General features: G+C 77.0%; 24 protein-coding genes. 10 read left to right on the top strand and 14 right to left on the bottom strand.

All coding sequences use genetic code 11. From position 1 onward, the window contains the following. Positions 1–72: 72 nt before the first annotated feature. Both ITJ85_RS02225 and ITJ85_RS02220 read right to left on the bottom strand, forming a co-directional pair. Entirely contained in the window at positions 73–1845 is a 1773-nt protein-coding gene (locus ITJ85_RS02225) for an ATP-binding protein (protein ID WP_217914729.1), read from the bottom strand. A gap of 444 nt (positions 1846–2289) precedes the next feature. Then, complete coding sequence (locus ITJ85_RS02220; protein WP_217914728.1) at positions 2290–3402, bottom strand: hypothetical protein; 1113 nt, start codon at positions 3400–3402, stop codon at positions 2290–2292. Positions 3403–3693: 291 nt separating this feature from the next. On the opposite strand from ITJ85_RS02220, the gene ITJ85_RS02215 reads away from it, so the two are divergent. The 3 genes from ITJ85_RS02215 (at position 3694) to ITJ85_RS02205 (ending at position 4903) form a co-directional block, all read left to right on the top strand. Continuing rightward, positions 3694–3885, top strand: a complete 192-nt coding sequence (locus tag ITJ85_RS02215) for a hypothetical protein (protein ID WP_217914727.1) — start codon at positions 3694–3696, stop codon at positions 3883–3885. Between the two features lie 131 nt (positions 3886–4016). Continuing rightward, positions 4017–4241, top strand: coding sequence for a hypothetical protein (locus ITJ85_RS02210; protein ID WP_217914726.1), 225 nt, complete (start codon positions 4017–4019; stop codon positions 4239–4241). Then, positions 4238–4903 (top strand): PRC-barrel domain-containing protein, encoded by a 666-nt coding sequence (locus ITJ85_RS02205; protein WP_217914725.1) that lies wholly within the window; start codon positions 4238–4240, stop codon positions 4901–4903. The genes ITJ85_RS02210 and ITJ85_RS02205 overlap by 4 nt, the downstream gene beginning before the upstream one ends. Before the next feature lie 52 nt (positions 4904–4955). On the opposite strand, the gene ITJ85_RS02200 is transcribed toward ITJ85_RS02205, so the two are convergent. From ITJ85_RS02200 to ITJ85_RS02155, 10 genes are all read right to left on the bottom strand, one after another. After that, a complete protein-coding gene (locus ITJ85_RS02200; protein ID WP_343232986.1) occupies positions 4956–5459 on the bottom strand; it encodes a DUF305 domain-containing protein in 504 nt (167 codons plus the stop codon). A 282-nt stretch (positions 5460–5741) separates the two neighbouring features. Further along, positions 5742–6176: an ester cyclase gene (locus ITJ85_RS02195; protein WP_217914723.1), complete on the bottom strand. Its 435-nt coding sequence runs from the start codon at positions 6174–6176 to the stop codon at positions 5742–5744. A gap of 113 nt (positions 6177–6289) precedes the next feature. Further along, complete coding sequence (locus ITJ85_RS02190) at positions 6290–6928, bottom strand: class I SAM-dependent methyltransferase (protein ID WP_343232985.1); 639 nt, start codon at positions 6926–6928, stop codon at positions 6290–6292. After that, positions 6925–7386, bottom strand: a complete 462-nt coding sequence (locus ITJ85_RS02185) for a DUF2269 family protein (RefSeq protein WP_217914721.1) — start codon at positions 7384–7386, stop codon at positions 6925–6927. Before ITJ85_RS02185 ends, ITJ85_RS02190 begins: the two co-directional genes overlap by 4 nt. Before the next feature lie 76 nt (positions 7387–7462). Further along, positions 7463–8626, bottom strand: a complete 1164-nt coding sequence (locus ITJ85_RS02180; protein ID WP_217914720.1) for an acyl-CoA dehydrogenase family protein — start codon at positions 8624–8626, stop codon at positions 7463–7465. Between the two features lie 118 nt (positions 8627–8744). Next, positions 8745–10340: a LuxR C-terminal-related transcriptional regulator gene (locus ITJ85_RS02175; RefSeq protein WP_217914719.1), complete on the bottom strand. Its 1596-nt coding sequence runs from the start codon at positions 10338–10340 to the stop codon at positions 8745–8747. 75 nt (positions 10341–10415) lie between these two features. Then, complete coding sequence (locus ITJ85_RS02170; protein WP_217914718.1) at positions 10416–11003, bottom strand: DUF4126 domain-containing protein; 588 nt, start codon at positions 11001–11003, stop codon at positions 10416–10418. 53 nt (positions 11004–11056) lie between these two features. Next, a complete protein-coding gene (locus tag ITJ85_RS02165) occupies positions 11057–12169 on the bottom strand; it encodes a glycosyltransferase family 4 protein (RefSeq protein WP_217914717.1) in 1113 nt (370 codons plus the stop codon). A 56-nt stretch (positions 12170–12225) separates the two neighbouring features. Next, positions 12226–12771, bottom strand: coding sequence for a hypothetical protein (locus ITJ85_RS02160; protein WP_217914716.1), 546 nt, complete (start codon positions 12769–12771; stop codon positions 12226–12228). Positions 12772–12859: 88 nt separating this feature from the next. After that, positions 12860–13294: a nuclear transport factor 2 family protein gene (locus ITJ85_RS02155; RefSeq protein ID WP_217914715.1), complete on the bottom strand. Its 435-nt coding sequence runs from the start codon at positions 13292–13294 to the stop codon at positions 12860–12862. Positions 13295–13397: 103 nt separating this feature from the next. On the opposite strand from ITJ85_RS02155, the gene ITJ85_RS02150 reads away from it, so the two are divergent. Continuing rightward, positions 13398–14138, top strand: a complete 741-nt coding sequence (locus ITJ85_RS02150) for an HAD-IIA family hydrolase (protein ID WP_217914714.1) — start codon at positions 13398–13400, stop codon at positions 14136–14138. Positions 14139–14148: 10 nt separating this feature from the next. On the opposite strand, the gene ITJ85_RS02145 is transcribed toward ITJ85_RS02150, so the two are convergent. Next, entirely contained in the window at positions 14149–15198 is a 1050-nt protein-coding gene (locus ITJ85_RS02145; protein WP_217914713.1) for a lysylphosphatidylglycerol synthase domain-containing protein, read from the bottom strand. A 303-nt stretch (positions 15199–15501) separates the two neighbouring features. Here ITJ85_RS02145 and ITJ85_RS02140 point away from each other — a divergent pair, with 303 nt between their 5' ends. The 3 genes from ITJ85_RS02140 to ITJ85_RS02130 are packed head-to-tail and all read left to right on the top strand — an operon-like array spanning position 15502 to position 19569. Further along, entirely contained in the window at positions 15502–16251 is a 750-nt protein-coding gene (locus ITJ85_RS02140; protein WP_217914712.1) for an ABC transporter ATP-binding protein, read from the top strand. Continuing rightward, complete coding sequence (locus ITJ85_RS02135; RefSeq protein WP_217914711.1) at positions 16248–16565, top strand: antibiotic biosynthesis monooxygenase family protein; 318 nt, start codon at positions 16248–16250, stop codon at positions 16563–16565. The genes ITJ85_RS02140 and ITJ85_RS02135 overlap by 4 nt, the downstream gene beginning before the upstream one ends. Before the next feature lie 10 nt (positions 16566–16575). Continuing rightward, positions 16576–19569 (top strand): ABC transporter permease, encoded by a 2994-nt coding sequence (locus tag ITJ85_RS02130; protein WP_217914710.1) that lies wholly within the window; start codon positions 16576–16578, stop codon positions 19567–19569. 3 nt (positions 19570–19572) lie between these two features. On the opposite strand, the gene pyk is transcribed toward ITJ85_RS02130, so the two are convergent. Continuing rightward, entirely contained in the window at positions 19573–21021 is a 1449-nt protein-coding gene (pyk, locus tag ITJ85_RS02125; protein WP_217914709.1) for a pyruvate kinase, read from the bottom strand. 99 nt (positions 21022–21120) lie between these two features. On the opposite strand from pyk, the gene ITJ85_RS02120 reads away from it, so the two are divergent. The 3 genes from ITJ85_RS02120 (at position 21121) to ITJ85_RS02110 (ending at position 24136) form a co-directional block, all read left to right on the top strand. Then, positions 21121–22758, top strand: a complete 1638-nt coding sequence (locus ITJ85_RS02120; protein ID WP_217914708.1) for a hypothetical protein — start codon at positions 21121–21123, stop codon at positions 22756–22758. 70 nt (positions 22759–22828) lie between these two features. Further along, positions 22829–23029 (top strand): hypothetical protein, encoded by a 201-nt coding sequence (locus ITJ85_RS02115; protein ID WP_217914707.1) that lies wholly within the window; start codon positions 22829–22831, stop codon positions 23027–23029. 921 nt (positions 23030–23950) lie between these two features. After that, positions 23951–24136, top strand: a complete 186-nt coding sequence (locus ITJ85_RS02110) for a hypothetical protein (RefSeq protein ID WP_217914706.1) — start codon at positions 23951–23953, stop codon at positions 24134–24136. The last annotated feature ends 47 nt before the right edge of the window (positions 24137–24183 follow it).

Genomic DNA, 24183 nt, shown 5'->3' with positions numbered 1-24183 from the left:
TTCGGGATCCGGGTCCGGTCGATCGCAGCGCTGAGTCGAGGAGATCGTCGAGCTCAGCCTTCCCGTTGGTTCTCACTTGGGAGCCGCGGCTTGCCGCGCGGCCGAGCCGTCTGAGGCTGCACGTCGGTACCGGACGCCTCGCCCCCTGGCGCGGTCAACCGGCTCGATGTCGCCTCGCCGGCTCAATTCACTCAGTACCTGCGATGCGCGCACCGCGCTGACCTGCAACAGCTCCGCGGCGTCCTCGCGCCCGATGACCGGACGCGAGTCGAGGTATGCCCGGACAAGCTGCCAATGCTCCTCGATCGCTCGCCGCGGCTGATAGGCGACCCTCGCACCGAGTTCGGTGCGAACGTCTGGCGCAAGAGAGAACGAGCGCGCCCGGTTGGTCAGGCGAGTGATGACGCCGGCCCGCTCCAGTGCCTCGAGCGCCTCGAGCGCCTCCGCGGTCGAGCACTGGGCGACCCCGGCCACCCGCTCCGGGCGCAGCGGTGTCTCGGCAAGCAGCAGACTCACGGCGATCGGAGTGCGCACGTCCTCCTGCAGCGCGGGATCGCGGCTGAAGATCCGGTCGTAGAGGTCAAGGATCACCGGGTCCGACCGGCCGCCGGAGAGCCGCACCGACACGTCGCCGGCGGCCTCGTCGATCTCGGGCGGCGGATGCCCCTCGCGGAGCATCGCGCCGAACATGCGGTCGATCCCGATGCCCTCGCCCTCCCCGATGCCAAGAGCGCGCAGCGCGCCGGCGAGCGCCGGGTTGCGCGGTCGGGACGGAGTGGCGATCAACCGATCGACCGATACGCCTGGCGGGAGTGTCCCTGGCGAGGTGACCTTGAGGATGCGCGTTGGCTCCCCAAGGGCCAGGATGACCGTCGCGCCGCGGACGAGCCGATAGTCGCGGTGGGCGATCGCGTTGGCGAGCGTCTCCCGGATGGCGGTCATCGGAAGCGGTCGAATCTGCCGGCGCTGGGCCCCGACGATCTCGGCGGACGCGGGCAGAACGCGGTCGAGCTCGGCCCACGCGCGATCGAAGGCGACGATGAGGGGGGCTCGCAGCTCGAGTCGCGCCTGGGAAGGCGCGCCCTCTCCGACTTTGACCTGAAGATCGAGTCCGCCGCCATCGTCGTCGTAGACGCAGAGCAGCAGGGCGCCCGCCCTGCTGAGGACCGGATCATCGCCGTCATCGATGGCCACGCCGAGCCGACGGACGACCGCGAGGTCGCCCTGGGCCTCGGCCCCGTGCTCGTCGCGGAAGTGCCGGCGGGCAGAGGAGAGCGCCTCTCGCGAGGCGTCCGATAGGCGCAGCCCGGACGGCGCTGAGCTCCAGTCGTAATTGCGCCGCCGCTCGAGGAACTGGCGCGCGCGGTCCCCGGTGAGCTCGACGCAGTCGGTACCCAGACGCGCACGCAACTTCCCCTGACAGCGGATCTCCTCCAGCGCCGGAGCGACGTTCACCAGGTAGACCCGGGCGCCCGCGACCGTCACCTCCTCTGGCTCATCGACCGCCAGACCGGGTGTGGTGAGGGCGTAGATCCGCTGTCGCAACCACGCTGTGTCGAGGTATGCGCCGACGAACGCCGCCTCGCCCGCGGCGCGATCATCGACCCCCACGATCAGGACCCCTCCCTGATCCGAGTTGGCCAGGCACGCCGCCTCCTCGGCGAGCGCGCGCGCCGCACCTTCGTCCCGGGCATCGATCGGGCGGCGGGCCCCGTCGCGACCGACGCTGCCAGCCTCTTCCTTGAAGTCGATCGACTCGGTCTCGACGCTGCCCGCTTGGGTGCCGCCACGCACCTGCTCGATCGCCTTGAGGGCCGCCTGGCGGCGCGTGTGGGCGTTCGTCACGGCCCGAAACGTATCACTGACGCGTTGCGTCGTAGTTATTCTTTTCGACGCGTTCCGGAGAGCAGAACGGCTTCATGAAGCGGTTCTCGTTCGATCCGTCCTCCCAGGCCGCTACCCTCGCGAGGCGACAACATCCGTTGTCGCCTCGGGCGCGGAGCGCCCGGACTCGCGAGGGTAGCGGCCTGGGACGCCACGAGCGCCTTTCGGCGAGAACGCGCATCGGCGCCGGACTGATCCCGGACTTATCACGGACTGCTCCATCGGCTCCTCTCGCGATTGCAGGCGATTCCCGGCGTGGCGCATCGCCCTCCCTGCCCCGGTCGCATCGCATGGACCGCCCGGCTCGGCCGCACGATCTGCCCTGCCGCATCGCAGCGACTGCGCCGCCCCCGCAAGCGTGAATTGCGTGCGTTGTCATCGCGCCGACTCCCCCGCTCCATCGCGTCATCCGCCCCGCTTCATCGCCATGGTCGGCAACCGTCGCTCGGCAACGAGTCGGTGCTCGCCGCGGCGTCGCCCCGGCTCGATGCCGACGAGCCCGTAGCGATTTGGCGCGCCTGTGATCTCGCTGGCGGCACGGCGCAACGTGGCCCGCTGGTGGTGTGGTTGAGCCGCCGTGATCCCGAGCGTCGCCAGAAGCGGCGGATCGACAGGCCGGGACCACCGCCGGCCCGTGAAGCGCTCGGCGTCCAGATAGACCAGCAGCCGCCGCGCGGTGGCACCCTGAAGCGCCCGCATCTCGGACCAGCTGACGTAGGTCACGTGATCGCGGGCGAGCTGGTCGTGAAGCCAATCGCCCAGGACGAGAAAGCCAGGCCGGGCAGACCGACCCGACCGGCACGGCTCACCGCGCTCCCACCGGTCGATGAGGCCGAAGGTGTCGATCCGCGTTTCCTGTAGACAGGCGTTGTAGACCCGTGCGCGGAAGGTCGCCTGGCGCAGCGCATCCAGTACGGCGGCGAGTTCGAGGGCAGCGCCACCGCCCTTTCGCCAGCCGAGGTCGGCGGCTAAAGCCTCGAGGGTGAAGGGCACGTGGCGCTCGTCGGCGCAGCCGATCTCGCGCCAGCGCGAGCAGATCCACACGATCACGTCGAAGGCGAGCGCGCCGAGCGGCGGACCCGCGTCGATCCGCTGGACCATGCCCAGCTGGTCCGTGGCGTCGAGCAGGCGCACCAGCTCTCCGCCGGCGCCGGCGGACGAGCGCCAGAGACCCTTGCGGGCCAGGTTCGACTCCACGCAGGCCCTGTCAGAGGCGAGTCCGAGTGACCTGGGGGCAGCAGGCTTGGACAGCTGCTCCGACGAGACACCTTCTGTTGTGTCCGCCGATGTGACCGCCTCGCGCTCGAGCGCCTGAGCGAGCCCCCGCTCGAGGAGCTCGCGAAGCCTCGGATCGCCCGTCCTGGGCGGCGCCTGTGCGGCATTCATCGGCTCGCCGGGGTGACAACAGGGTGACAACGAGAGCGGCCGAGGCGACGCGAGACAGGCGACGCCGCAGACCGACGCGAACGCCGTCATGAAGCGTAGTTCCCGAGACGAGCCGAGGCCGACCGAGAACACCCGAGGCTGCTTTTAATCCCAAGGTCGTCGGTTCGATCCCGACACGGCCCATCCCGGCCGCCCCGCACCGCCGCGCCGCAGTCCGGCGCGCCGGCACGGCATCGGCGGTCGCCGGCGCCCCTCCGTCCGGACGGGCCCCGACTCGGCCATCGCGTGGCGTGAGGCGGAGCGCCGCCGGGCGCGACCGCCTCGGGCGGGACGGCATCCCGCCCCGTCGGCGAACTCGTCACGGAGGCGGAACGTGTCGGTCGGCTTCGGGCTCTTCCTGGTCGCGGTGGGCGCGATCCTGCGGTGGGCGTCACGCGCGGGGTCGAGGGCGCGGACCCCGACGTCATCGGTCTCATCCTGATCGTGATCGGCGCGGTCGTCGCCGTGATCGGCCTGCCGACGAGCGGCGCCTTCCGGCGCAGTCGCACGGTCGAGCGCGCCGAGACCACGCCGCGCGGCCGCGAGCGCGTGATCGAGCAGGACCGCGGCCTCTGAGGCCGCCCGGGCTGCGCGCCGGGGCGGCCCGGCGGCCGCCGCGCGCGGCGGCGTCGCCGCGGAACGCCCGCCGTTCGGGGCAGGCGGCCGGGCGGTATCCCCCCGGCACGGCGGCGTGACGAGGAGGCGTGATGGACACCACGGGACGTCCGGCGCGCGACGAGCGTGACGAGCGGGACGAAGGGCAGGCGCAGCGCACCGGCGGCAGCGCCGACAGCGGGGGCGGCGGGACCGGCCTCGACGAGGCGATGCGCGAGCAGCTCCGCGAGGCGGGCGAGGACGTCGGCGGGGGCGGCGGGGCGGCGGCCGCGCCGGAGGGCGGCGGAGGGCGGCGGGGGCGCGAGGGGGACCGGTGATCGCGAGCACCGCCGACCTGCGCGGGCGCGCGATCGAGGCCACGGACGGCGCGATCGGCACCCTGCGCGACGTGCTCTTCGACGATGACCGCTGGACGGTCCGCTACGTGCACGTCGACACGGGGACCTGGCTCCCGGGGCGCCAGGTCCTGCTGCCGCCGACGTCGGTGGCATCGACCGGCGACCCCGTGCGGGTACGGCTGACGCGCGAGCAGGTCGAGGGCAGCCCTGCGCTGTCGTCCGACGAACCCGTCTCCCGGCGCTGGGAGGCCGACCTGCACGAGTTCCTCGGCTACGCGCCCTACTGGGCCCAGCCGCTTGCCTGGGGCCTTCCCGGCGCCGGCGCGTTCCCCGTGCCCCCGCCGGTCGCCGACGCCGCGGCCGGCGGGCCCGACGCCGGCGACCCCCACCTGCGCAGCGCGCACGAGGTGCGCGGATACCACGTGCGGGCCGACGACGACGAGGTCGGCCACGTGGAGGACATCCTCATCGACGACGGCGACTGGACCGTGACGGCCATGGTCGTCGACACGCGCGACCTCCTCCCGGGGCGGACGGTGCGGGTGCCCGTCGACGAGGTCGCCGGCATCGGCTGGGCCGACGGCCTCGTGCGCGTCCGGGTCACCCGGGCCGACATCGAGGGCCGGCCGGAGCAGCGCTAGGCGCCCCCGCCCGCCACGGCCGCGGTCGTCGCCGGGCGGTGGCGCAGCGGTCTCAGTCGGCGCACACCCGGTCGGCGGCCACCCGGAACTCCGGGACCGCGCGGCGCTGGGCCTCGGCCGCGGTCGTCGCCGGGCCGTTGCGGCGGATGTCGCCGATCAGCCAGTCCATCTCGCGGATCTCACGGCGCTGCGCCTCGCTGATGCCCACCGCGAGCTCGCAGACGCGCAGGTCGTCGTTGCGGAACCGCTCGGACCTGGTGATCGCGAGCGAGTGGTGCGGGATCATCGCCCGCATGAACGAGACGTCGCCCACCGTCGCCTGGCTGCGGTCCAGGGCGATGCCGCCACCGAGCAGCACCAGGCTGCCGGCGACGACGGCGACGTTGCCCGTCACGTCGCGGTACATACCGCGCATCCAGGCGAGCATCACCAGGCCCATGGCCCCGCCCATGGTGAGCGCCATGAACACGCGGCTCTGGCTGAAGCGCACGTGGGAGAGCTCCCACGAGCCGACGAACATCACCCAGTACATGACCACGATCGAGGTGAGGATCATCGCCCCGAAGCGCAGGTAGGGCCTCCAGCGCTCCGTCCGGTCCTGCTGATCGTCGTCGCCGCCGCCGTCCCGGCCGCCGGTCGCCCCGCCGCCGCCGTGCCCCTCGTCCGCCGGGCGCATCATGCGTCCTCCTCGCTCGCCGTCTCCGCCCCCGGTACCCGTCGGGGGCGGCGGCGACCCGCCGGCGCACGAGCCGGCGCCGGACGGCGGCGCGTCCTCCGCGGGGCGCCCCACCGCGCCCGTGCCCGCCGGGCGGGATGAGGCGCCCAGGCGCGGCGAGGGCTATCCGGCCGGGCCGATCGTGACGAGCCCGAGCTGCTGGAGCAGCCCGAGGGTGTCCGGGTAGGTCCAGGTCTCGGCGATCCGCCGGCCCTCGAAGCGGAAGAAGTGCGACCCGGTGATGGTGGCCGCCGCGCCGGTGGCCGGCATCCCCATGATCTCGCCGGTGTTGGTGCCGCCGTAGGTCCAGTCGGCGGCGACGAGCTCACCGTCGGCCACGATCCGGTGGACCGTCACCCTGGCGTCGGGCATCGCCCCGAGGTAGACCCGGCGCCGCTCGCGCACGCCCTCGGGCCCCCTCGGCAGGTCGGGCAGGAGGGTGTCGTGGTAGACGTGGTCGGGGGTGAAGAGGTCGTCCGCCGCGTCGAGGTCCTGCGCGTTCCAGACCTCGTCCGCGTAGCGCATGGCGATGGCGGTCAGGTCGGTGGTCACGGCCATGGTGGTCTCCGTTCGGGTCGTCGCGCCGGTCGGAGGCGGCGGCGGGGGTCCGCCCGGCGCCTCCGCCGTCGACCGAACCGCCCGGGGCGCGCCCGCTGCATCGGGGAAATCCCTCAGACCGCCCGGCCGATCACCATCGGCCGGCTGATCGCCGGGCCGGGGACGTCGTCGTCGTGCACGGCGAGCGCCTCGATGCGGAACCCCGCCCGCCCGATCGCCGCGACGGTGTCGCGGTTGAGGTGGCACCCGGCGCCGAGCCTCCGCCAGACCGGCGTGAGGCGGTCCTGACGGCGGGCGCGCCGCCCCTCGCCGCGCACGTGCTCGATGAACAGCAGGCGGCCGCCGGGGCGGAGCACCCGGCGCGCCTCGGCGAGCGCCCGGTCGGGGTCGGCGACCGAGCAGAGCACGAGCGTGCAGACGACGGTGTCGGCCGTGGCGTCGCCCAGCGGCAGCCGCTCGGCGGGGGCGTCGCCGACCTCGACCGGCACCGGCGCCGCCAGGGCCCTCCGGCGCAGGCGGCGGCGCATCGCCGGGTCGGGCTCGAGGGCCAGCACGCGCGCGACGCCGCGGTAGTGCGGCAGGTTGGCGCCCGTCCCGGCGCCGACCTCCACGACGACGCCCTCCGCGGCCGCCAGCAGCTCGCGGCGCCGGTCGCCGAGCCACGCGCGCTCGGCGCGCGCCCCGAGGCGGTCGTAGAGCGCGGCGAAGAGCCGGTGCCCGCCGCCGCGGTCCGGCCCCGGGTCGCCGGTCAGATGCCCGGCTTGGCCACCATCGCCCACACGACCACCACCAGCACGGCGATCTCGAACAGCCCGACGGCCATGCCGATCGTCGCGACCCGGCGGGCGCGGGGGCCGGCGGCGCCGCCGTCGCCCACGGCGTCGCGGATGCGCCGCCCCTCGGTGTTGTGCCAGGCCATCGCGATCAGGACGCCCGCGAGCCAGCCCGCGAAGCCGATCGACACCCAGGCGTCGCCCCAGTCCCAGGAACCCTCGGCGACCGCCCAGACGCCGGCGCCGAGCAGCAGCAGCGTCGCGGGCGCGAACATCCGCGTGCCGACGAAGTCGCCCATCCGGCTGAGCTCGACCACCCGCTCGTCGTCGCGCGAGGCCCAGGCCCGGCCGGCGAGCAGCGTCATCATCACGCCGCCGCCGATCCAGAGCGCCGCGGCGAGGACGTGCACGATCACGAGGAGCTCGTAGAGGCTCACCGCGCGATCCTCCCACACCGCGCCGATGGACCCCGAGCGGGCCCGCGGCGACGGCCGGCGGCCGCCCCCGCCGCGGTCAGAAGACCATCACGTCGACGTCCTCGCCGGCCAGCAGGGCGCCGGCGGTCGTCATCGTGTCGCGCCGCACCAGGAAGTGCTGGCCCATGGCGTCGACGTCGCGCAGGCGCCGCTGGAGGGGGGAGGCCGCGAGGACGGCGCCGCCGCCGCCGGCCCGGTACGCGCAGCGGGTCACGTCCGCGGCGCGGGCCGCGGCCCAGGCGGCCGCCGCGCGGACGCGCGCCCGCTCGCGCGGCGTGGGCTCCCGGCGGGCGTCGGCGGCCGCCTGGGCGACGGCCGCCGATCCGCCGACGAGCGCGCGGGCCGCGGCCAGCTCCGTGTCTGCGGCGGCCAGGTCGTGCTGGAAGGTCGGGTCGGCCGCGAGCGGGCGGTGGCGCAGCAGCGGCACCTTGTGCGCGGCCAGGGCGAGGATGTCGTCCAGGGCGCCCTGCGCGCACCCGATGGCGACGCTCGCGATGGCGAGCGCGAACAGCGCCGGTGGCGGCACGCGGACGACCGGCGCGTCCACCGACGGTGCGTCGCCCATCGGGTCGAGCGTCCGCTCGGACGGCACGAACACGTCGTCCACGTGGAAGTGGTGGCTGGCGGTGCCGCAGAGGCCGGACGCCCGCCACGTGTCCTCCACCACGACGTCGCGGGGGTCGAAGACCGCGATGCGGAGTCGCGGGACGCCGTCGCGGACGCCCTCGACGCAGTTCCCGTAGACCCAGTCGGCGTGCTCGCAGCCGCTCGCGAAGCTCCAGCGGCCGCTGACCCGATACCCGCCGTCCGCCGGGCCGATGGCCCCGGTGGGGCTGAAGACGCCGGCGGTGATCGCGTCCGGTGCGCCGGCGAACAGCTCGTCGAAGCCGGTGCGCGGCAGCCCGGCGAGGTCGCGCCACGACGCCGACCCGAGCGCGGCGATCCAGCCGACCGACGCGTCGGCGCGGGCGAGCTCCTCGTAGACGCGCAGCGCGCCCGGCAGGTCGGCGGCGAGGCCGCCGTGTCCGGCCGGGCGGAGCAGGCGGAACACCCCCGCGGCGGCGAGGCCGTCGAGCAGGTCGCGGGGCACGCGGCGACCCGCCTCCACCTCGCCGGCCCGCCGTCCGATCGCCGGCGCCAGGCGCCGCACCTCCGCCAGCACGTCCGCCTGCGTCCTCGTCTTCCTGTCGACGGTGGTCACCTCGGCCCCCTCCGCTCGGATACTGCGGCGAGCCTGCCCCGCCGACCCCCCCGGCCGCTTCGGCGAACGCACCCAGACCGGCGTGACCCCGGCGTGGGTCGGATGACCCACGCCGGGGTCAGACGAGCTCGTGCTCGTAGGCGTAGGCCGTCGCCGCCGCGCGCGACGAGACGCGGAGCTTCGCGTAGAGGTTGCTCACGTGGCGGTCGACGGTCCGCCGACTCACCCCGAGCCGCGCGGCGATCGCCGTGTTGCTCTCGCCGGTGGCGAGCCGGCGCAGCACCTGGAGCTCGCGCGGCGTCAGGCCGTGCCGCTCGCGCCCGGCCACGGCGCCCAGCCGGGCGAGCTCCTCCCGCGCGGCGGCGTCCTCCAGCGTCGCCGTCTCCGTGTCGCCCGTGGCCCTGCACGCCGCCGCCACGAGCATCCGGGCGCGGGCCGCCTCGTAGGGCGCCGCGAGGTCGAGCCACATCTGCGCGGCCCGCCGCAGTCGCGCGGCGGCCTCGCGGGCGCGCCCCCCGGCCAGCTCCACGGCGCCGCGCGCCTGCTCGGCCGCCGCGCGCAGCATGGTCCGCCCGTTGCGCGCGGCGATCTCCCCGAGCTCGTCGCTCGCCGCCGACGCCGCGTCGAGGTCGCCCGCCGCGAGCGCGATGTCGACGTACGCCGGGAGCAGGCGCGCGCGCTCGACCCAGCCGCCGGCCGCGTCGAGCGCCCCCCGGACGGCCGCCCATGCGACGTCGGCGCGCCCCTGGTCGAGCCGCAGCAACGCCAGGCCCGGCTGCGGCTCGCGCCCGTGCCGGCTGGCCTGCCGGAACGCGCGCTCGGCGCCCGGCACGTCCCCCCGTGCGCGGAGGACCTCGCCGCACCGGTACCACGCCTCGCCGGCGGCGCGCCGATCCCGGCGCTCCGCGAAGCGGCGGGCCGCCGTGCCCGCCTCGGCCAGGGCCTCGTCCCACGCGCCGCGCACCTGCAGGATCTCGGCGCGGTGCAACAGGCAGGTGCCCGTGAAGGGGACGAGATCCGGCTGCTGGGCGCACCAGCCCGCCAGCGCGGCGGTCCACTCGCCGGCGCGCGCCAGATCGAACGCCGCGTGGCAGCCCTCGATCACGCCGCAGTAGACGAAGCCCGTGGCGACCGGCGTCAGCTCGCCCGCCGTGGCCGCCACCATCGCCTCGTCGAGCGCCTCGAGGCCGTCGACGACGGAGCCCTCCTCGACCAGCGCCCGTCCGAGGTCCGCGAGCCCGAGCGCGACCAGGTCCGGGTCGCCGAACCGCTGCCCGGCCTCGACGGCGCGGCTCGCCGCGAGGCGGGTGCCCGCCCAGTCCCCTGACGCCATGCACCGCAGCGCGTCCGCCGAGGCCAGGTAGCCCCGCTCCGGGCAGTCGCCCGCCTCCTGGGCCATCAGCCGGCGCGCCCGGCGCAGCCATCCCGTGGCCCGGGCGGCCTCCCCCCTGATGGTCAGGTGGACGGCCAGCCAGAACGCGGCGCGCACGGCGCCCGCGCGCCGGCCGCCGCGGAGGTGGGCGCGATGGGCACGCGCGAGCGCGTCGATCTGCTCGTCGTCCCGGCCGAGCATGTAGGCCGCGACGGCCAGCCGCTCGAGGTCATCGGCGCCGAGCGGCGCGACGGCGTCGGCCCGCCCGAGGAGCTCGTGCGCGAGCGCCCACGCGCGTCGCCCGTATGCCTCATGAGCCGTCCCGAGGACGTCGGCGTCCATGTGGCCCCCTCGTCGTCACCACGATACGCCGGTGGCGACCGCGGCCGGCGCGCGGCGGCCACCCGGCACGGGGCGTCACCCGCGCCCGCGTGGCCTCCGCGCCGCCGCCCCGACCAGCCGGCGGACGCCGCCGATCGCGGCCGCCAGCAGGGCCAGCACGACCAGCAGCGCGACGAGCGGCGCGGCGAACGCCAGCACGGTGAGCGCGAGCGAGCCCAGGTCCTCGGCCAGCGAGAGCACCGGGTTGCCCACGCCGGCGGTGGTCGCGGTCGAGGCCGGGCGCAGCGCCGCGCGCCCGCCGTGCACCGTCTCGGCCGTGGCCGCGCCGAGGATCGCCGCCACGGCGGCCGGGATGCCGGTCTCGGGGCCCGTGCCGCCGACGAAGAGGAGCGCGCCCGCGACCGGGTGGATCACCGCCCCGGCCACGTGGAGCAGGTGGTCGACCCCGGGGACCTTGTCGGCCACGACGTCGGCCGCCAGCAGCGCCGCCAGCACGGCGATCCCCGCGTCGGAGGACAGGGCGCCGAACGGCTCCCCGAGCTCCACGACGCCGAGGCGCTCCAGCAGGGCGCCCGCGAGCAGCGGCAGGTAGGCGTTGAGCCCGGCGGCGCCGGACAGCCCCACCGCCGCGAAGACGCTCCCGATGGCCGTCGCAGGATCCACCGGCGACCGACGCTACCCCACCGGGCGGGCGGGCCGCCGGCGCGCCCCGTGGATCAGCCGGGCCGGGCGCCGGCGGCCCGGGCCATTCGCCGCGCGAGCGCCTCGGCGTACACGTCGAGCAGGCGGGCCGCCACGCGCGACCAGTCGAGCTCGAGCGCCCGCCTGCGCGCGGCCCGCCCGGCGCGCAGGCGGTCCTCGGGGCGGCTCAGCAGGCGCTGGATCGCCGCGGCGGTCGCGGCCGGGTCGCCGGGCGGCACCAGGGCCCCGGTGCCGGGGCGCACCAGCTCCGGCAGGCCGCCGACCCGCGTGGCGACCACCGGCAGCCCCGCCGCCATCGCCTCGGCCGCGACGATGCCGAAGCTCTCGCCCGAGAGCGCGGGCAGGCAGAGCACGTCGGCCCGGCGCAGGAGGGCGTCGCGGCGGGCGTCGCTCACCACCCCGTGGGCCCGCACCCGGCCGCGCGCGCCGTCGAGCGCCCGCGCCGGCACCGCGGCCGCCTCGACGCCCACCAGGTCGAGGGTCGGGCGGCCCGGCAGGCGGGCGAACGCGTCCAGCAGCACGCCGAGCCCCTTGCGGGCGTCCGGCCGGCCCACGAACACGAGCCTCCCCGCGCGGCCGTCGTCGTCGCGCCGGCCGCGCGGCTGGGCGCCGGCGTCGATGCCGTTCGGGATCACCAGGTACTCGCCGGGGCAGGTGGCGGCCACGTGCCGCCGCGCGGCCTCGGAGACGGCCACGCGCGCGTCCAGGCGGCCCAGGACGGCGCGGCAGAGGGCGCCGAAGACCCGGTACCAGCCCGGGCGCTCCGCGTAGCGGTGGAACGTGCCGACCAGCGCCGCGTCGCCGGCGGCGAGCACGGCCGTCAGGCCGACCGCCGGGATGACCGGCTCGTGCACGTGGACCACGTCGAAGCCGCCGTCGCGGACGGCCCGCGCGGTGCGCCGCACCGCAGCGGGCGCGAGGGCCACCGGCACCACGGAGCCGTTGTCGCGCACCGGCACAGTGCGGCCGACCGCCCGCACGAGCCCGGGCTCCACGGGCCCGTCGGCCGGCGCCACGACCCGCACCGCCAGGCCGGCGTCGGTCAGCGCGCGCGCCAGGCCGCGCACGTGGCTCTGCACGCCCCCCGGGGACGTCCAGGAGTACGGGCAGACGAGCGCGATGCGCATCTGGGCCGATCATCCCCCGGGCGGCCCGGCGAGGGCCAGCCGCCCGGGGCCGGGTGCTACCGGTGCCGCTCGAAGGCCAGCGCCAGGTCGCCCTCCTCCAGGTCGAGGCCCGCGGCCGCGGCGGTCTCGAGGATCGCCGACGGCGGCACGCCGCGCACCAGGGCGGCCCGCACGGCCGCGAACAGCTTCGCGCGCTCGCGCCCGAGCACGTGCGCCAGCTCGGCGGTGCGGGCCGCCGGGACCTCCCCGCCCAGCGCGCCCCCCTCGTCGAGCATGAGGTCCTCGACGTCGGCCAGCCGGGCGCACGCCACGGCGACCGCGCCGGAGGCCCCCATGCGCCCGCGCGCGTCCGACGACGCCATCACCGCGGCGCGCAGGTCCCAGACGGACGCGCCCGCCGACAGCGCCGCGCCCGCGGCGGCCTCCAGCAGCAGCCGCGCGCCGGCGGCCTCCTCGCGCAGCCGTTCGCCCGCCTCGCCGGCCGGCGCGAGCAGCGCGGCGCGCTCGCGGTCGGCGAGCGCCGCCGCCAGCCCCGCCAGCCCGGGCCGCGCGGGCTCCGCCCGGCGCGTCCGCCCCTCCGTCCCCTCAACCGTCGCCCACATGGTCTCCTCCTCGTCGACCCGAGCATGGCCCCGGGACCGCCCCGGCGCGACCGCGACGGCGCGGTGCGCGCCTGCGGGGAAACCCGCGTCAGCCGGGCGGGGTCATCATCACCGCGGGATCGATGTACTCGGCCTCCTCCGCGATGAGCCCGTCGCGCACCCGGTAGACCGACACCGCCGGCACGTCGACGCGCTCGCCGCGCGCGGTCCACGCGCCCCAGTCCCGCTCGTGGGTGCCCGTCAGGCGCCACTCGAGCCAGGCGGTGTCCTCCGGCCCCTCGCCGACGCGCAGCACCTCGACCCGCAGGTCGGGCACGGCCTCCATGTAGCCGGCGATGCGCTCCCGGATGGCCGGGCGGCCGACGAAGCGCGGGAAGCGCGCGCCGCCGGCGGTGGCCCGGGCGAGGATGCGCCCCTCGCGCACGCCGTCCTCGGCGAAGCACGCCGCGCAGGCGCCGGCGTCGTGCGCGTTCCAGGCCTCCATGTACGCGAGCGCGGTCTCCCGCGGGCTCCGTGCCGGCATGCGTCGCCTCCCCCGTCGCCGCGGCGGACCACCCGCCGCCGTCCCTCCCATCCTCGCCGCCCGGCCCGGCGCGGGCGAGCCCGCCCGGTGGGAGACTTCGGCGGTGGCGACCTGGGCCCTCGACCTGGACGGCGTCCTCTGGCGCGGCACGGCGCCGATCGCCGGCGCGGCCGCCGCCGTGGCGCGGCTGCGGGGCCGGGGCGTGCGGGTGGTGTTCCTGACCAACAACGCGGGGGCGACGGTCGGCGAGCAGCTCGCCAAGCTCGCGTCGTTCGGCGTGCCCTGCGAGCGGGATGACCTGCTGACCTCCGCCCAGGCCGCCGCGACGCTCGTCGCCCCGGGCTCGGTCGTGCTGCCGTGCGCCGGCGCCGGGGTGCGCGAGGCGCTGGCCGCGCGGGGCGCCCGCCTCGTGGAGGAGGGGCCCGCGCACGTCGTGGTGGTGGGCTGGCACCGCGAGTTCGACTTCGCCCGCCTGGCGCGGGCGGCCGACGCGGTCCGCGCGGGCGCCCGGCTGGTGGGCACGAACGAGGACGCCACCTACCCGACCCCCGACGGCCTGCTGCCGGGCGCCGGGTCGCTGCTGGCCGCGGTCGCCTACGCCGCGGGCGCCGAGCCCGAGGTGGCGGGCAAGCCGCACCGGCCCATGCGGGCCCTCGTGGCCGAGCGCGTCGGGCCGGTCGCCACGGTGGTCGGCGACCGGCCCTCGACCGACGGGGCGCTCGCCCGCGCCCTCGGCGCCCGCTTCGCCCTGGTGCTGAGCGGCGTGACGGCCGCGGAGGAGGTGCCGCGGGTCGAGCCGTCGCCGGACGTCGTCGCGCCCGACCTGGCCGCGCTGGTGGGCTGAGCGGGCCGCCTCACCAGGACTGGCGCGGCGTGGCCGGCAGCAGCTCCTCGTGCAGCCGCGGGATCGACGTGGCGACGAACATCGCTGGGACGATCGGCACCCAGAAGCTCACCACCCGGAACGTGAAGACGGCGAGGACCGCCGCCTCGAGGCTCACCCCGGTCGCGTGCAGCGCGAAGGCCATCGACGCCTCGACCCCGCCGGCCCCGCCGCCGGGCAGCGGCAGCGCGGTCGCGGCGTAGCCGGTCGCGAAGGCGAGCACGAGGGCGACCGGGTTGAGGTGCTCCTCGAAGGCGAGGATCGCGCCCTGCACGATCGTGAGCTGGCCCAGCCAGTAGAGGCCGAAGCCGGCGATGCCCCAGCGGTAGCGGACCGGGCGGCGCACGACGTGGCGCACCAGCACCAGCCCGCCGACCGAGTCGGCGAACGCGACCCGCAGCTTGTCGGCGACCCAGGGCAGCCAGGTGCCGGGCCGGCGCAGCGCCACGCCGTGGAGGCCGTGGCGGCGCCGGGCGGGGTCGACCCGCGACAGCCGCGCCGCCGCCCGCGGCGAGCTGACGAGCATGCCCAGCGCCACGCAGAGCGGCACGACGGCCAGCCAGGTCGCCGCCATGGCCGTCGGCACGTCGCCGGCCAGGCCGGACAGCGCAAGGGCGCCCGCGAGCGCGGCCCCGACGCCAAGGATCGCCCACTCCAGCGTGTTGAAGCCCAGCACCCGCCGGGCGGCCTCGTGCAGGCCGGCGCCGGCGCGGCGCAGGGCCCAGAAGTCGACCGCCAGGCCGCCCGGCCCCGAGCCGAGGGCCACGGCGCCGAAGCCCACGGCCACCACGCGCATGGTCACCCCCGGCGCGAGCACGGGGCCGCGGTCGGCCCGGGCCATGTCGCGGTAGCCGGCCACGTAGCCGGCGTAGGCGAGCACCAGCCCGGCCGGGCACAGCGCGAGCCAGCCGAGCTCGGCCCGGTCCCACGCCTCCTCGATGCGACCGAAGTCGGCGACCCGGCCGACGAGCGTGAGCGTGCCGAAGCCGAGGATCGCGGCGGCGGCGACGCCGATCACCACCTGGCGCCGGTCGACGCGCGGACGGGCGTGACGGCGTTCGGCGGGGGCCTGCGCGCGCGGCTCGTCGCCCGCTGAACCCGGTCCCTGCGTCGCAGCTCCTCCCGTGGCCTCGCCGGGCCGTCTCCGCCCGCCCGGGGAGCCTACGACGCGCGGGCCGGGCGCTCCTGCCCGTCGGCCCGCCGCGCGGGATGCCCGCGTCCGCCGCCGGGATTCCCCGCGCCCGGCCACCCGGAGCGGCCGGATGCCGCCCGCGCGCCCCGGCGGGACGGTCGACCCGTACCGCGGACGAGAGGAGGGGCCGGCATGCGGACCGCCATCGAGACGCGACCCCCGCAGGCGCGGGACGCGACCGGCGGCGCCATCGTGGAGGCGCGCGGCGTGGTGCGCACCTACGACACCGGCAGCGTCCGGGTGGAGGCGCTGCGCTCGGTCGACCTGACCGTCGGCCGCGGGGAGATGGTGGCGATCATGGGCCCCTCGGGCTGCGGCAAGACGACGCTGCTCAACTGCCTGTCCGGCCTCGACCGGATCGACGCGGGCGAGGTCCTGATCGAGGGCACGCCCCTCGCCGCGATGTCGGACGGCGACCGCACCGACTACCGGGCCCGGCGCATGGGCTTCGTCTTCCAGCTCTACAACCTGATGCCGGTGCTGACCTCGGTGGAGAACGTCGAGCTGCCGCTGCTGGTCTCCCGCGTCCCCGCCCGCGAGGCGCGGCGGCGGGCGGTCGCGGCGCTCGAGATGGTCGGCCTCGCCGGGTGGGCGGCCCACCGCCCCGACGAGCTCTCGGGCGGCCAGCGCCAGCGGGTGACGATCGCGCGGGCGCTGGTCAACGAGCCGGCGATCGTCTGGGCGGACGAGCCCACCGGCGACCTCGACTCCGAGAGCGCGCAGGAGATCACCTCGCTCATGCGGGCGCTCAACCGCGAGCGCGGCATCTCGTTCCTGGTCGTGACGCACGACATCGCCGTGGGCCGCAGGACCGACCGCCTGGTCCGGATGAGCGACGGCCGGATCATCGACGAGGAGCGCCTGGAGGAGGTGCCGCGATGATCGCGCGCGTCACGCTGGCCGAGATCGACACGCTGCGGACCGGCGTCGACCGGGCGGTGGCCCGCGTCCGCGAGCGCGTCCTGCCCGCGCTGCGCGAGCAGCCGGGCTACCGCGGGCTGTACGCGCTCGCCACGCCCGAGGGCGCCGCGCTCGTGATGACCCTCTGGGAGGACGAGGCCTCGGCCGACGCCGGGCTGGCGACCGGCTTCTACGAGGCGCAGGTCGACCAGTTCGTGACCCTCTTCCGCTCGCCGCCGGGGCGCACGACCTACGAGGTCGTGGTGGAGGATCGCCCGGGCGTCCCCGCGGGCTGAGGCCGGGACCGTGCGCGAGCTCTTCGGCATCCCGATGGGCACGCTGGCGGTGATGCTGGCGCTCTCGCTGGCCGTGGCCGTCGGCGTGCTCGCGACGCTGGCGCTCCGCAACCGCGTGCTGCTGCGCCTGGGAGCCCGCAACGTGGGGCGGCGCCGCGCCCGCACGGCGCTGATCGTGTCGGGCCTGATGCTCGGCACGACCATCATCACGGCGGCGCTCGCCACCGGCGACACGATGAGCCACACGATCCGCACCACCGCGATCGGCGCATTGGGGTCGGTCGACGAGCGCGTCTCCGCGCAGGGGGCCGGCGTCGACCCGGGGCTCGAGGAGGCCGCCGGGACGGTCCGCTCCGGGTGGATCGACGCGGCCGCCGCCGACGAGGTGCGGCGCGCCGTCGGCGGGTCGCCGCTCGTCGACGGGGTGGCGCCCGCGATCGTGCAGCGGGTCGCGGTCGCGGCGCCGCGCACGCGCCAGAACGAGCCGCGCGTCGGGCTCTTCGCGAGCGACCCGTCGCGGCTCGGCGGGTTCGGCCCCATCCTCCGGGAGGGCGGCGGCGAGGTCTCGCTCGCCGACCTCCGCGCCGGCGAGGCGTACCTGACGGCCGACGCGGCCGACGACCTGGGGGCCCGCGCCGGCGATCCGCTGCGCGTGATGGCCGGCGGACGGGCCGCGCTCGTGCGCGTGCGGGCCGTGGTCGCGTACGACGGCACGGGCGCCGACGAGGGCGCGGTGCTGATGGGCCTGCCGGCGGCGCAGCGGCTGCTGGGCCGCCCCGGCCGGATCAACCACGTGCTCGTGTCGAACCGCGGCGACGACGTCGAGGGCGCCGAGCTGACCGACGAGGTGGTCGCCCGGCTGGGGCCGGTCGCCGACCGGCTGGGCCTGCGCGTGGAGACCGTCAAGCGGGACGCGATCGAGGCCGCCGACGAGGCCGGCAGCGCGTTCCTCGCCTTCTTCACCACCTTCGGCTCGTTCTCGATCGCGGCCGGCGTGCTGCTGATCTTCCTCATCTTCGTGATGCTGGCCGCCGAGCGGCGGGCCGAGCTCGGCATCGCGCGGGCGGTCGGCACGCGCCGCGGCCACCTCGTGGAGATGTTCACCTTCGAGGGGGTGCTCTACGACGTCGTCGCGGCGGCGGTCGGCGTCCTGCTCGGCATCGCGGTCGCGTACGGGATGGTGCTGATGATCGCCGACGCCTTCGCGGGCGAGGGCGGCCTCGACGTGGCGTTCGCCGTCTCGCCGCGGAGCATGGTCGTCGCGTACTGCGTCGGCGTGCTGCTGACGCTGGCGGTGGTTGCGCTGTCGGCGCGGCGCGTGAGCCGCATGAACATCGTCACCGCGATCCGCAACCTGCCCGAGCCGGCCGTCCGCTCGCGCCGGCGCCGCCGCTTCCTGCTCCCCGCGCTCGGCCTGGCCGTGGGCGCCGCCCTCACCGCGAGCGCGGCGTCGTCCCGCGACGGGGTCGCCTTCGACATCGGCACGGGCCTCGTCATCCTCGCGCTCGTCGCCCTGGCCGGCGCCCTCGGCGTGCCCGACCGGGCCGCCCGCACGGTCGGCGGGCTGGTGCTGGTGGCCTGGTTCACGCTGCCGATGGGCGAATGGCTGATCGGCGACCTGGTCGTCGACTTCTCGGTGTTCATCGTCGCCGGGCTGCTGATCATCGTCGGCGCGACATGGGTGATCCTCTACAACGCCGCCGCCCTCCAGGCGGGCGTCGCCCGCCTCATGCGGCACATGCCGCGCGTCGCGCCGGCCGCCAAGCTGGCCATGGCCTATCCGCTGCAGAGCCTGTTCCGCACGGGCGTCACGCTCGCGATGTTCACCCTCGTCGTGTTCACGATGGTCGTGGGCGCCACGGTGACGAGCGCCTTCACCAACGCCTTCGACGACCTCGAGACCTGGGGCGGCGGATTCGACGTCCGCGCGAGCACCGCGCCGGCCAGCCCGATCCGCGACCTGGACGCGGCGCTCGCGGCGCACCCCCGGCTCGCGCGCGAGGTCGTCGCGTCGGGCAGCCAGTCGGTGGTGCCGGTCGAGGCCCGCCAGCGGGGCGCGGGGCGCGCCTACGAGGACTACCTCGCGCGCGGCCTCGACCGCGGCTTCCTCGACCACACGACGTACGGCTTCGCGACGATGGCGCGCGGATACGACAGCGCGCGCGAGGTCTGGCGGGCCCTCGAGCGGACGCCGGGGCTGGCGGTGGTCGACGCGCTGGCCGCGCCGCGGCGCTCGAACTTCACGTTCGGCGCGCTGACCGACTTCCGGCTGAGCGGCTTCTCCCTCGAGGACGAGCGCTTCGACCCGGTGCCCGTCGAGGTGGCCGACCCGGCCGGCGGCCCGCCGCTGCGGCTCACCGTGATCGGCGTCCTGAGCGACGCGGCGCCCTACGAGATGGCCGGGCTGTGGACCTCGCAGGCGACCCTGGCCGGCCGCTTCGGCGACCTCGCCGCGCCCTCGCTGCACCTGCTGTCGCTGCGCCCCGGCGCCGACGCCACCGCGACCGCCGCGGCCCTCGAGGCCACGTTGTCCGCGTCGGGCGTCGAGGCCGACGCGCTCGCCGACGAGCTCGACGAGGCGGTGGCCGAGAACCGCACCTTCAACCTGCTGGTGCAGGCCTTCATGGCGCTCGGCCTGCTCGTCGGGGTCGCCGCCCTCGGGGTGATCTCCGCGCGGTCGGTCGTCGAGCGCCGGCAGCAGATCGGCGTGCTGCGGGCGATCGGCTTCCGCCGCCGCCTGGTGCAGGCCACCTTCCTGCTCGAGTCGAGCTTCGTCGCCGTGACGGCGATCGCGCTCGGCACCGGCCTCGGGCTGATGCTGGCCTACACGATCATCCGCGACTCGCAGCGGCAGCCGAGCTGGTCGAACCTCTCGTTCGACGTGCCGTGGCTCAACCTCGCCGTCGTGTTCGCGACGGTCTACGTGGTCGCGATGGCCACCACCCTGCTGCCCGCCCGGCGGGCCGCGCGCATCTCCCCCGCCGAGGCGCTGCGCTACGAGTAGCGGTCAGACGACGTGGACGACCCGCAGCACGTCGGTGGTGCTCGAGCGCCCGTCCACGCCGGCCAGCACCACCACGATGTCGCCCGCCCGCACGTGGCCCTCCTCCCGCGCGGTGCGCACCGCCTCGTCGACCATCTCGTCGTTGGGCGCGAACGCCGACAGCAGCAGGGGGGTGGCGCCCCAGCTCACCGAGAGCTGGCGCCGCACGCGCTCGTCGGTGGTGAAGCCGATGATCGGCGCCCGCGGGCGATAGCGGGCGATCGCGCGCACGGTGAAGCCGGTGCGGGTGAGGCAGAGGATCGCCGTCGCTCCGACCTCCTGGGCCACCCGCCAGGCGGCGTCGGTCATCGTGTCGGTGATGCGGCGGTCGCGGCCGATGCCCGCCTCGGGGTCCTCCACCCGCAGCCGGGTGACCAGCCGGGTCCAGCCCTCGACGTCGAAGGTGGCGTCGGCGCGGGCGCAGAGGCGCGCCATCGTGGCGACCACGTTGACGGGGTCGGTCCCGGTGGCGGTCTCGCCGGAGAGCATCACGGCCGACGATCCGTCGAAGACGGCGTTGGCGACGTCCGACGCCTCGGCGCGGGTGGGCGTGGGGGCGTTGGCCATCGACTCGAGCATCTGGGTGGCCGTGATCGCTGGCCGGCCGTGCGCGATGCACTCGCGGATGATGTGCTTCTGCAGGTGCGGCAGGTCCTCGATCGCGCACTCGATGCCGAGGTCGCCGCGGGCGATCATCACCGCGCCGGCGGCGTCGAGGATGCCGGCGAGGTTCTCCACCGCGCTGCGCGTCTCCACCTTCGCGACCACCAGCGGCCCGCGCGGGTGCGGCTCGGTGCCGAGCCGGCGGATGTCGTGGGCCGAGCGCACGAACGAGAGCGCCACCATGTCGACGCCGGCCTCGACGAAGGCGTCGAGGATCCGCAGGTCCTCGGGAGTCGGCGTGCTCACCCGCAGCCGCTCGGAGGGGATGTGCACGCCCGGTCGCCCGGTGAGGCTGCCGCCGTGGCGCACGACGGCGTCCACGTGGTCGCCGGGCGTGCCGACCACCTCGATGTCGATCCCGCCGTCGCCGAACGAGATGCGGTCGCCCGGCTCGATGCCCTCGAGCAGGCCCTCGAAGTCGACCTGGATCACGTCCGCCGTCGAGCGATCGCGCCCGGGCACCAGCCGCAGCCGGTGCCCGTCGGGCAGCTCGACCGCGCTGCGGCCGAACGAGGCGGCGCGGATCTTGGGGCCGGGCAGGTCCACGAGGGTCCCCACCGGGCGGCCGAGGTCCTCCGCCAGCCGCCGCACGCGGCGGTGGATCTCGAGGGCCTCCTCCAGCGTCCCGTGGGACAGGTTGAGGCGCACGGCGTCCATGCCCGCCTCCATCATCGCCCGCAGGGTGCGGTCGGAGTCGGACGCGGGGCCGACCGTGGCGAGGATCTTCGTGCGGCGTCGGGAGAGCGGCATGGCGGGCGCGATCCTACGCCGCCGGGCACGGTCGGCGTCGCCCGTCGGCCCGGACCCGGCCGCCGGGCGGGCGGCGGGCGGGTGGAGTAGACACCTCGCATGCGCCACATCCTGCGGTTCACCGTCGTCGCCGTCGCCGCCGCGCTGGCCGGCCTGCTGCCCGGCGCCGCCGCCGCGGCGCCCGCGGTCTCCGGCGCCGACGACCAGGTGTGGAACGCCGCCACGGCGCCGCCCTCCTACACGATCACCGGGACGGCGCCCGGCGCGACGGTCGCCTGGCAGCTGCAGCGACGCCGCGGGCCCGTCTACGTCGCGGTCTCGGGCCGCGCCGGCGAGGGCGCCTCGCCGCTCACGGTGACGCTCGCCGGCGCGCCCGAGGGCGAGCTGCGGCTGGTCGCCCGCCAGACCGCGCCCAACGACCCCGGGCGCACCCAGCGCACGTTCACGCTCGACACCACGCCGCCCGTCGTGACCGTCAGGCGGCCCACCGCCGGCGCCGTGTACGAGCCGGGCGCCGCGGTGGCCGCCGACTACGCCTGCCAGGGCGCCGTGAGCTGCTCGGGCACGGTTCCGTCCGGCGCGCCGGTCGACACGTCGTCGCCGGGCCCGCGCGAGTTCGTGGTCACCGCCGCCGACGTCGCGGGCAACGTCGCCACTGAGCGGCTCGAGTACCGGGTCGGGGGCACGCCGGCGCCGCCACCCGCCGGGACGGCCGGCGGGCCCGCGCCGCCGTCGGCGCCCATCCGCCTCGCCCCGGCCGGGCCGGGGGCGGAGGGGGCCGAGCCGCGCCCGCGGGTGGAGCGGGCGGGCCGCCTGCGCCCGGCGCCGGGCGTCGCCGTGACCACGAGGCGCCCGCTGCTGCGCTGGACGCGCGTGCCGGGCGCCCGCCTCTACAACGTGCAGGTCTACCGGGTGCGCGACGGTGGCGTGACCAAGGTGCTGTCGCGCTTCCCCGCCACCAACCGCCTGCGCGTCCCGGGCGGGGTGCTCGACTGGGGCGGCCGCTACATCTGGCGGGTGTGGCCGCGCGTCGGCGGGCGGTACACGGCCCAGCCGCACGGGGTGACCTGGTTCGAGGTCCGCCGGCCGGTGCGGCTGACGCCGGCGCAGCTGCTGGTGAACCAGCGCATCTCGCAGGCGGCGCTGCGGCGCACCGCGGCGGTCGAGGCCTGGCTGGACGCGGGCCTCGTGGCCGGCGACCTGCGCGACGGCGGCCTGGGGCGCGCCGACTTCGGCGCCGGCGTCGCCCTCGCGGGGGCCGGGGAGCCGATCGGCGGCGGCCTGGCGAGCCCCCGGCCGGTGGTGGTCCCGGCGGCGGTCGCGGCCCGCGCGCCCCGGCTGCGCGTGTCCGCCCGTCAGCTGCTGGTCAACCAGCGCATCTCCCAGGCGGCGGTCCGCCGCGCCAACGCGCTCGCACGGCGCCTCGGCGGCGGCCTGACCGGCGGCGACCTGCGCGCCGGCGCCGTGACCCCGTCCAAGCTCGCGCCCGGGCTCGCGGCGGCGGCGGCCGGGCCCGGGCCGGCGCCCGCCCCGTCGGTCACGGCCGTCGCCGCCCCGGTGCGCCGCCCCGGCGCCGGCGTCCGCATGACCGACCGCCAGGTGCTCGTCAACCAGCGCATCTCCCAGGCCGCCGTGCGCCGCGCCAACGGCCTGGTCGACCTCGTCGGCGGCGGCCTGACCGGCGCGGCCTTCCGCGACGGGTCGATCACCGCCGCGTCGCTCGCGGGCACCGGCTGACCCCGGCGGCCGCGGTTTGGGCCGGGCCCACCCCCGGGCACGCCCCCTGTGAGCGACAGGGAGGCTGACGATGGGACGGCTCGGCACGGCGGTGGAGCGGCGCGGGCGCGAGGGGCTGATCGGGTGGCGGGCGCGGGTGGCCGACGCGGTCGCCGGCCCGGTGTCGCGGCGCACGCCGCTGCGGGAGCCGTGGCTGCGCGCGCTGGTGGGGTGGACGTTCGTCGTCCTGTCGGTCGTCTACCTGGCGCAGTTCGCCCGCCGCATGACCTGAGAGAAGCTCAGCCCAGGTCGCCCGGCGGAGCCGGGCGACCTGGGCTGCGTCGAACCGAGGAACGCCGGCTGGCGCGCCGCGCGGCGATCCGGCAATCTGCCCCCACCGCGCGGCTCCGTCGGCGCTGCGCGCCGCCGGGGCGCGCCGCGCGGCGAACTGATCGCACTGCGTCCCGGACGACCTGATCGAGCGACGACGTGGTCGGAGACACGACCGCCGAAGGCGGGAGCGGGACAGAACCGGCCACGAGGGCGCCGGGCACACCCCCACGCGCACCACGGACGCTCACGTCAGTGGGGTTTCCGGCGCCCGCCCCGCCGAAGGCGGTGCGCCGGTCCGCAAATCGCCCCGGCCAGGGGCGATTTGCCGCGTGACCCGGCCCGAAAGAGGCCGGGTCCCCGCGTGAGGGGCACGGCGGTCGACGACGTGCTCAGCGCGAGCCGGCCCGAAGGGCCGGGTCCCGCCCGCGCAGAGGATCGGCCCCAGCCGACCCCGCACCGCGACCACCCGCCCAGCGCGAGCCGGCCCGCAGGGCCGGGTCCCGCCCGCGCAGAGGATCGGCCCCAGCCGACCCCGCACCGCGACCACCCGCCCAGCGCGAGCCGGCCCGCAGGGCCGGGTCCCGCCCGCGCAGAGGATCGGCCCCCGCCGACCCTCGTCCGTCGACGACCTCGTCAAGCGGGGGCCGGGTCCCGCCCGCGCCGACGATCGGCCCCAGCCGACCCGGTCCGTCGACGACCTCGTCACAGGACGGGCCGGATCCGCCCGCGCCATGGATCGGCCCCCGCCGACCCGGTCCGTCGACGACCTCGTCACAGGACGGACCTCGGCCACCCCGCACCGCGCCCACCCCGCCGCGTGACCCGGCCCCGACGAGGGTAGGAGGGCCGGCGAACGCCCCGCACGCAGCCGGAGGACGCCGTGCCCGAGCCCGACCCGCCGAGGATCACCGAGCAGGACCGGCAGACCATGGAGCATCCGGAGGAGGAGTTCGACCCCGACGCCCCGCCCGAGGCGATCGACCGGATGCAGGAGCGTCAGGCCGAGGTCGCCGAGCGCGACAAGCAGTGGATCGACCCGCGCGAGCGCGTGGGCGGGGAGGACTGAGCCGCGCCGCCGCGCTGACGGCGACGCCCGGCCGCGACGGCGGGGCC

Origin of the sequence: Miltoncostaea marina, assembly GCF_018141525.1 — a bacterium.
Lineage (GTDB): Bacteria > Actinomycetota > Thermoleophilia > Miltoncostaeales > Miltoncostaeaceae > Miltoncostaea > Miltoncostaea marina.
This window is presented reverse-complemented; position numbering and strand designations above follow the sequence as displayed.

What these genes read in the sequence shown, in the direction of transcription:
- ITJ85_RS02210 (WP_217914726.1), top strand. Translation starts at nt 4,017, where the DNA reads ATGGACACCACGGGACGTCCGGCGCGCGACGAGCGTGACGAGCGGGAC.
- ITJ85_RS02200 (WP_343232986.1), bottom strand. Translation starts at nt 5,459, where the DNA reads ATGATCCTCACCTCGATCGTGGTCATGTACTGGGTGATGTTCGTCGGC.
- ITJ85_RS02195 (WP_217914723.1), bottom strand. Translation starts at nt 6,176, where the DNA reads ATGGCCGTGACCACCGACCTGACCGCCATCGCCATGCGCTACGCGGAC.
- ITJ85_RS02175 (WP_217914719.1), bottom strand. Translation starts at nt 10,340, where the DNA reads ATGGACGCCGACGTCCTCGGGACGGCTCATGAGGCATACGGGCGACGC.
- ITJ85_RS02165 (WP_217914717.1), bottom strand. Translation starts at nt 12,169, where the DNA reads ATGCGCATCGCGCTCGTCTGCCCGTACTCCTGGACGTCCCCGGGGGGC.
- ITJ85_RS02160 (WP_217914716.1), bottom strand. Translation starts at nt 12,771, where the DNA reads ATGTGGGCGACGGTTGAGGGGACGGAGGGGCGGACGCGCCGGGCGGAG.
- ITJ85_RS02155 (WP_217914715.1), bottom strand. Translation starts at nt 13,294, where the DNA reads ATGCCGGCACGGAGCCCGCGGGAGACCGCGCTCGCGTACATGGAGGCC.
- ITJ85_RS02140 (WP_217914712.1), top strand. Translation starts at nt 15,502, where the DNA reads ATGCGGACCGCCATCGAGACGCGACCCCCGCAGGCGCGGGACGCGACC.
- ITJ85_RS02135 (WP_217914711.1), top strand. Translation starts at nt 16,248, where the DNA reads ATGATCGCGCGCGTCACGCTGGCCGAGATCGACACGCTGCGGACCGGC.
- pyk (WP_217914709.1), bottom strand. Translation starts at nt 21,021, where the DNA reads ATGCCGCTCTCCCGACGCCGCACGAAGATCCTCGCCACGGTCGGCCCC.
- ITJ85_RS02120 (WP_217914708.1), top strand. Translation starts at nt 21,121, where the DNA reads ATGCGCCACATCCTGCGGTTCACCGTCGTCGCCGTCGCCGCCGCGCTG.
- ITJ85_RS02115 (WP_217914707.1), top strand. Translation starts at nt 22,829, where the DNA reads ATGGGACGGCTCGGCACGGCGGTGGAGCGGCGCGGGCGCGAGGGGCTG.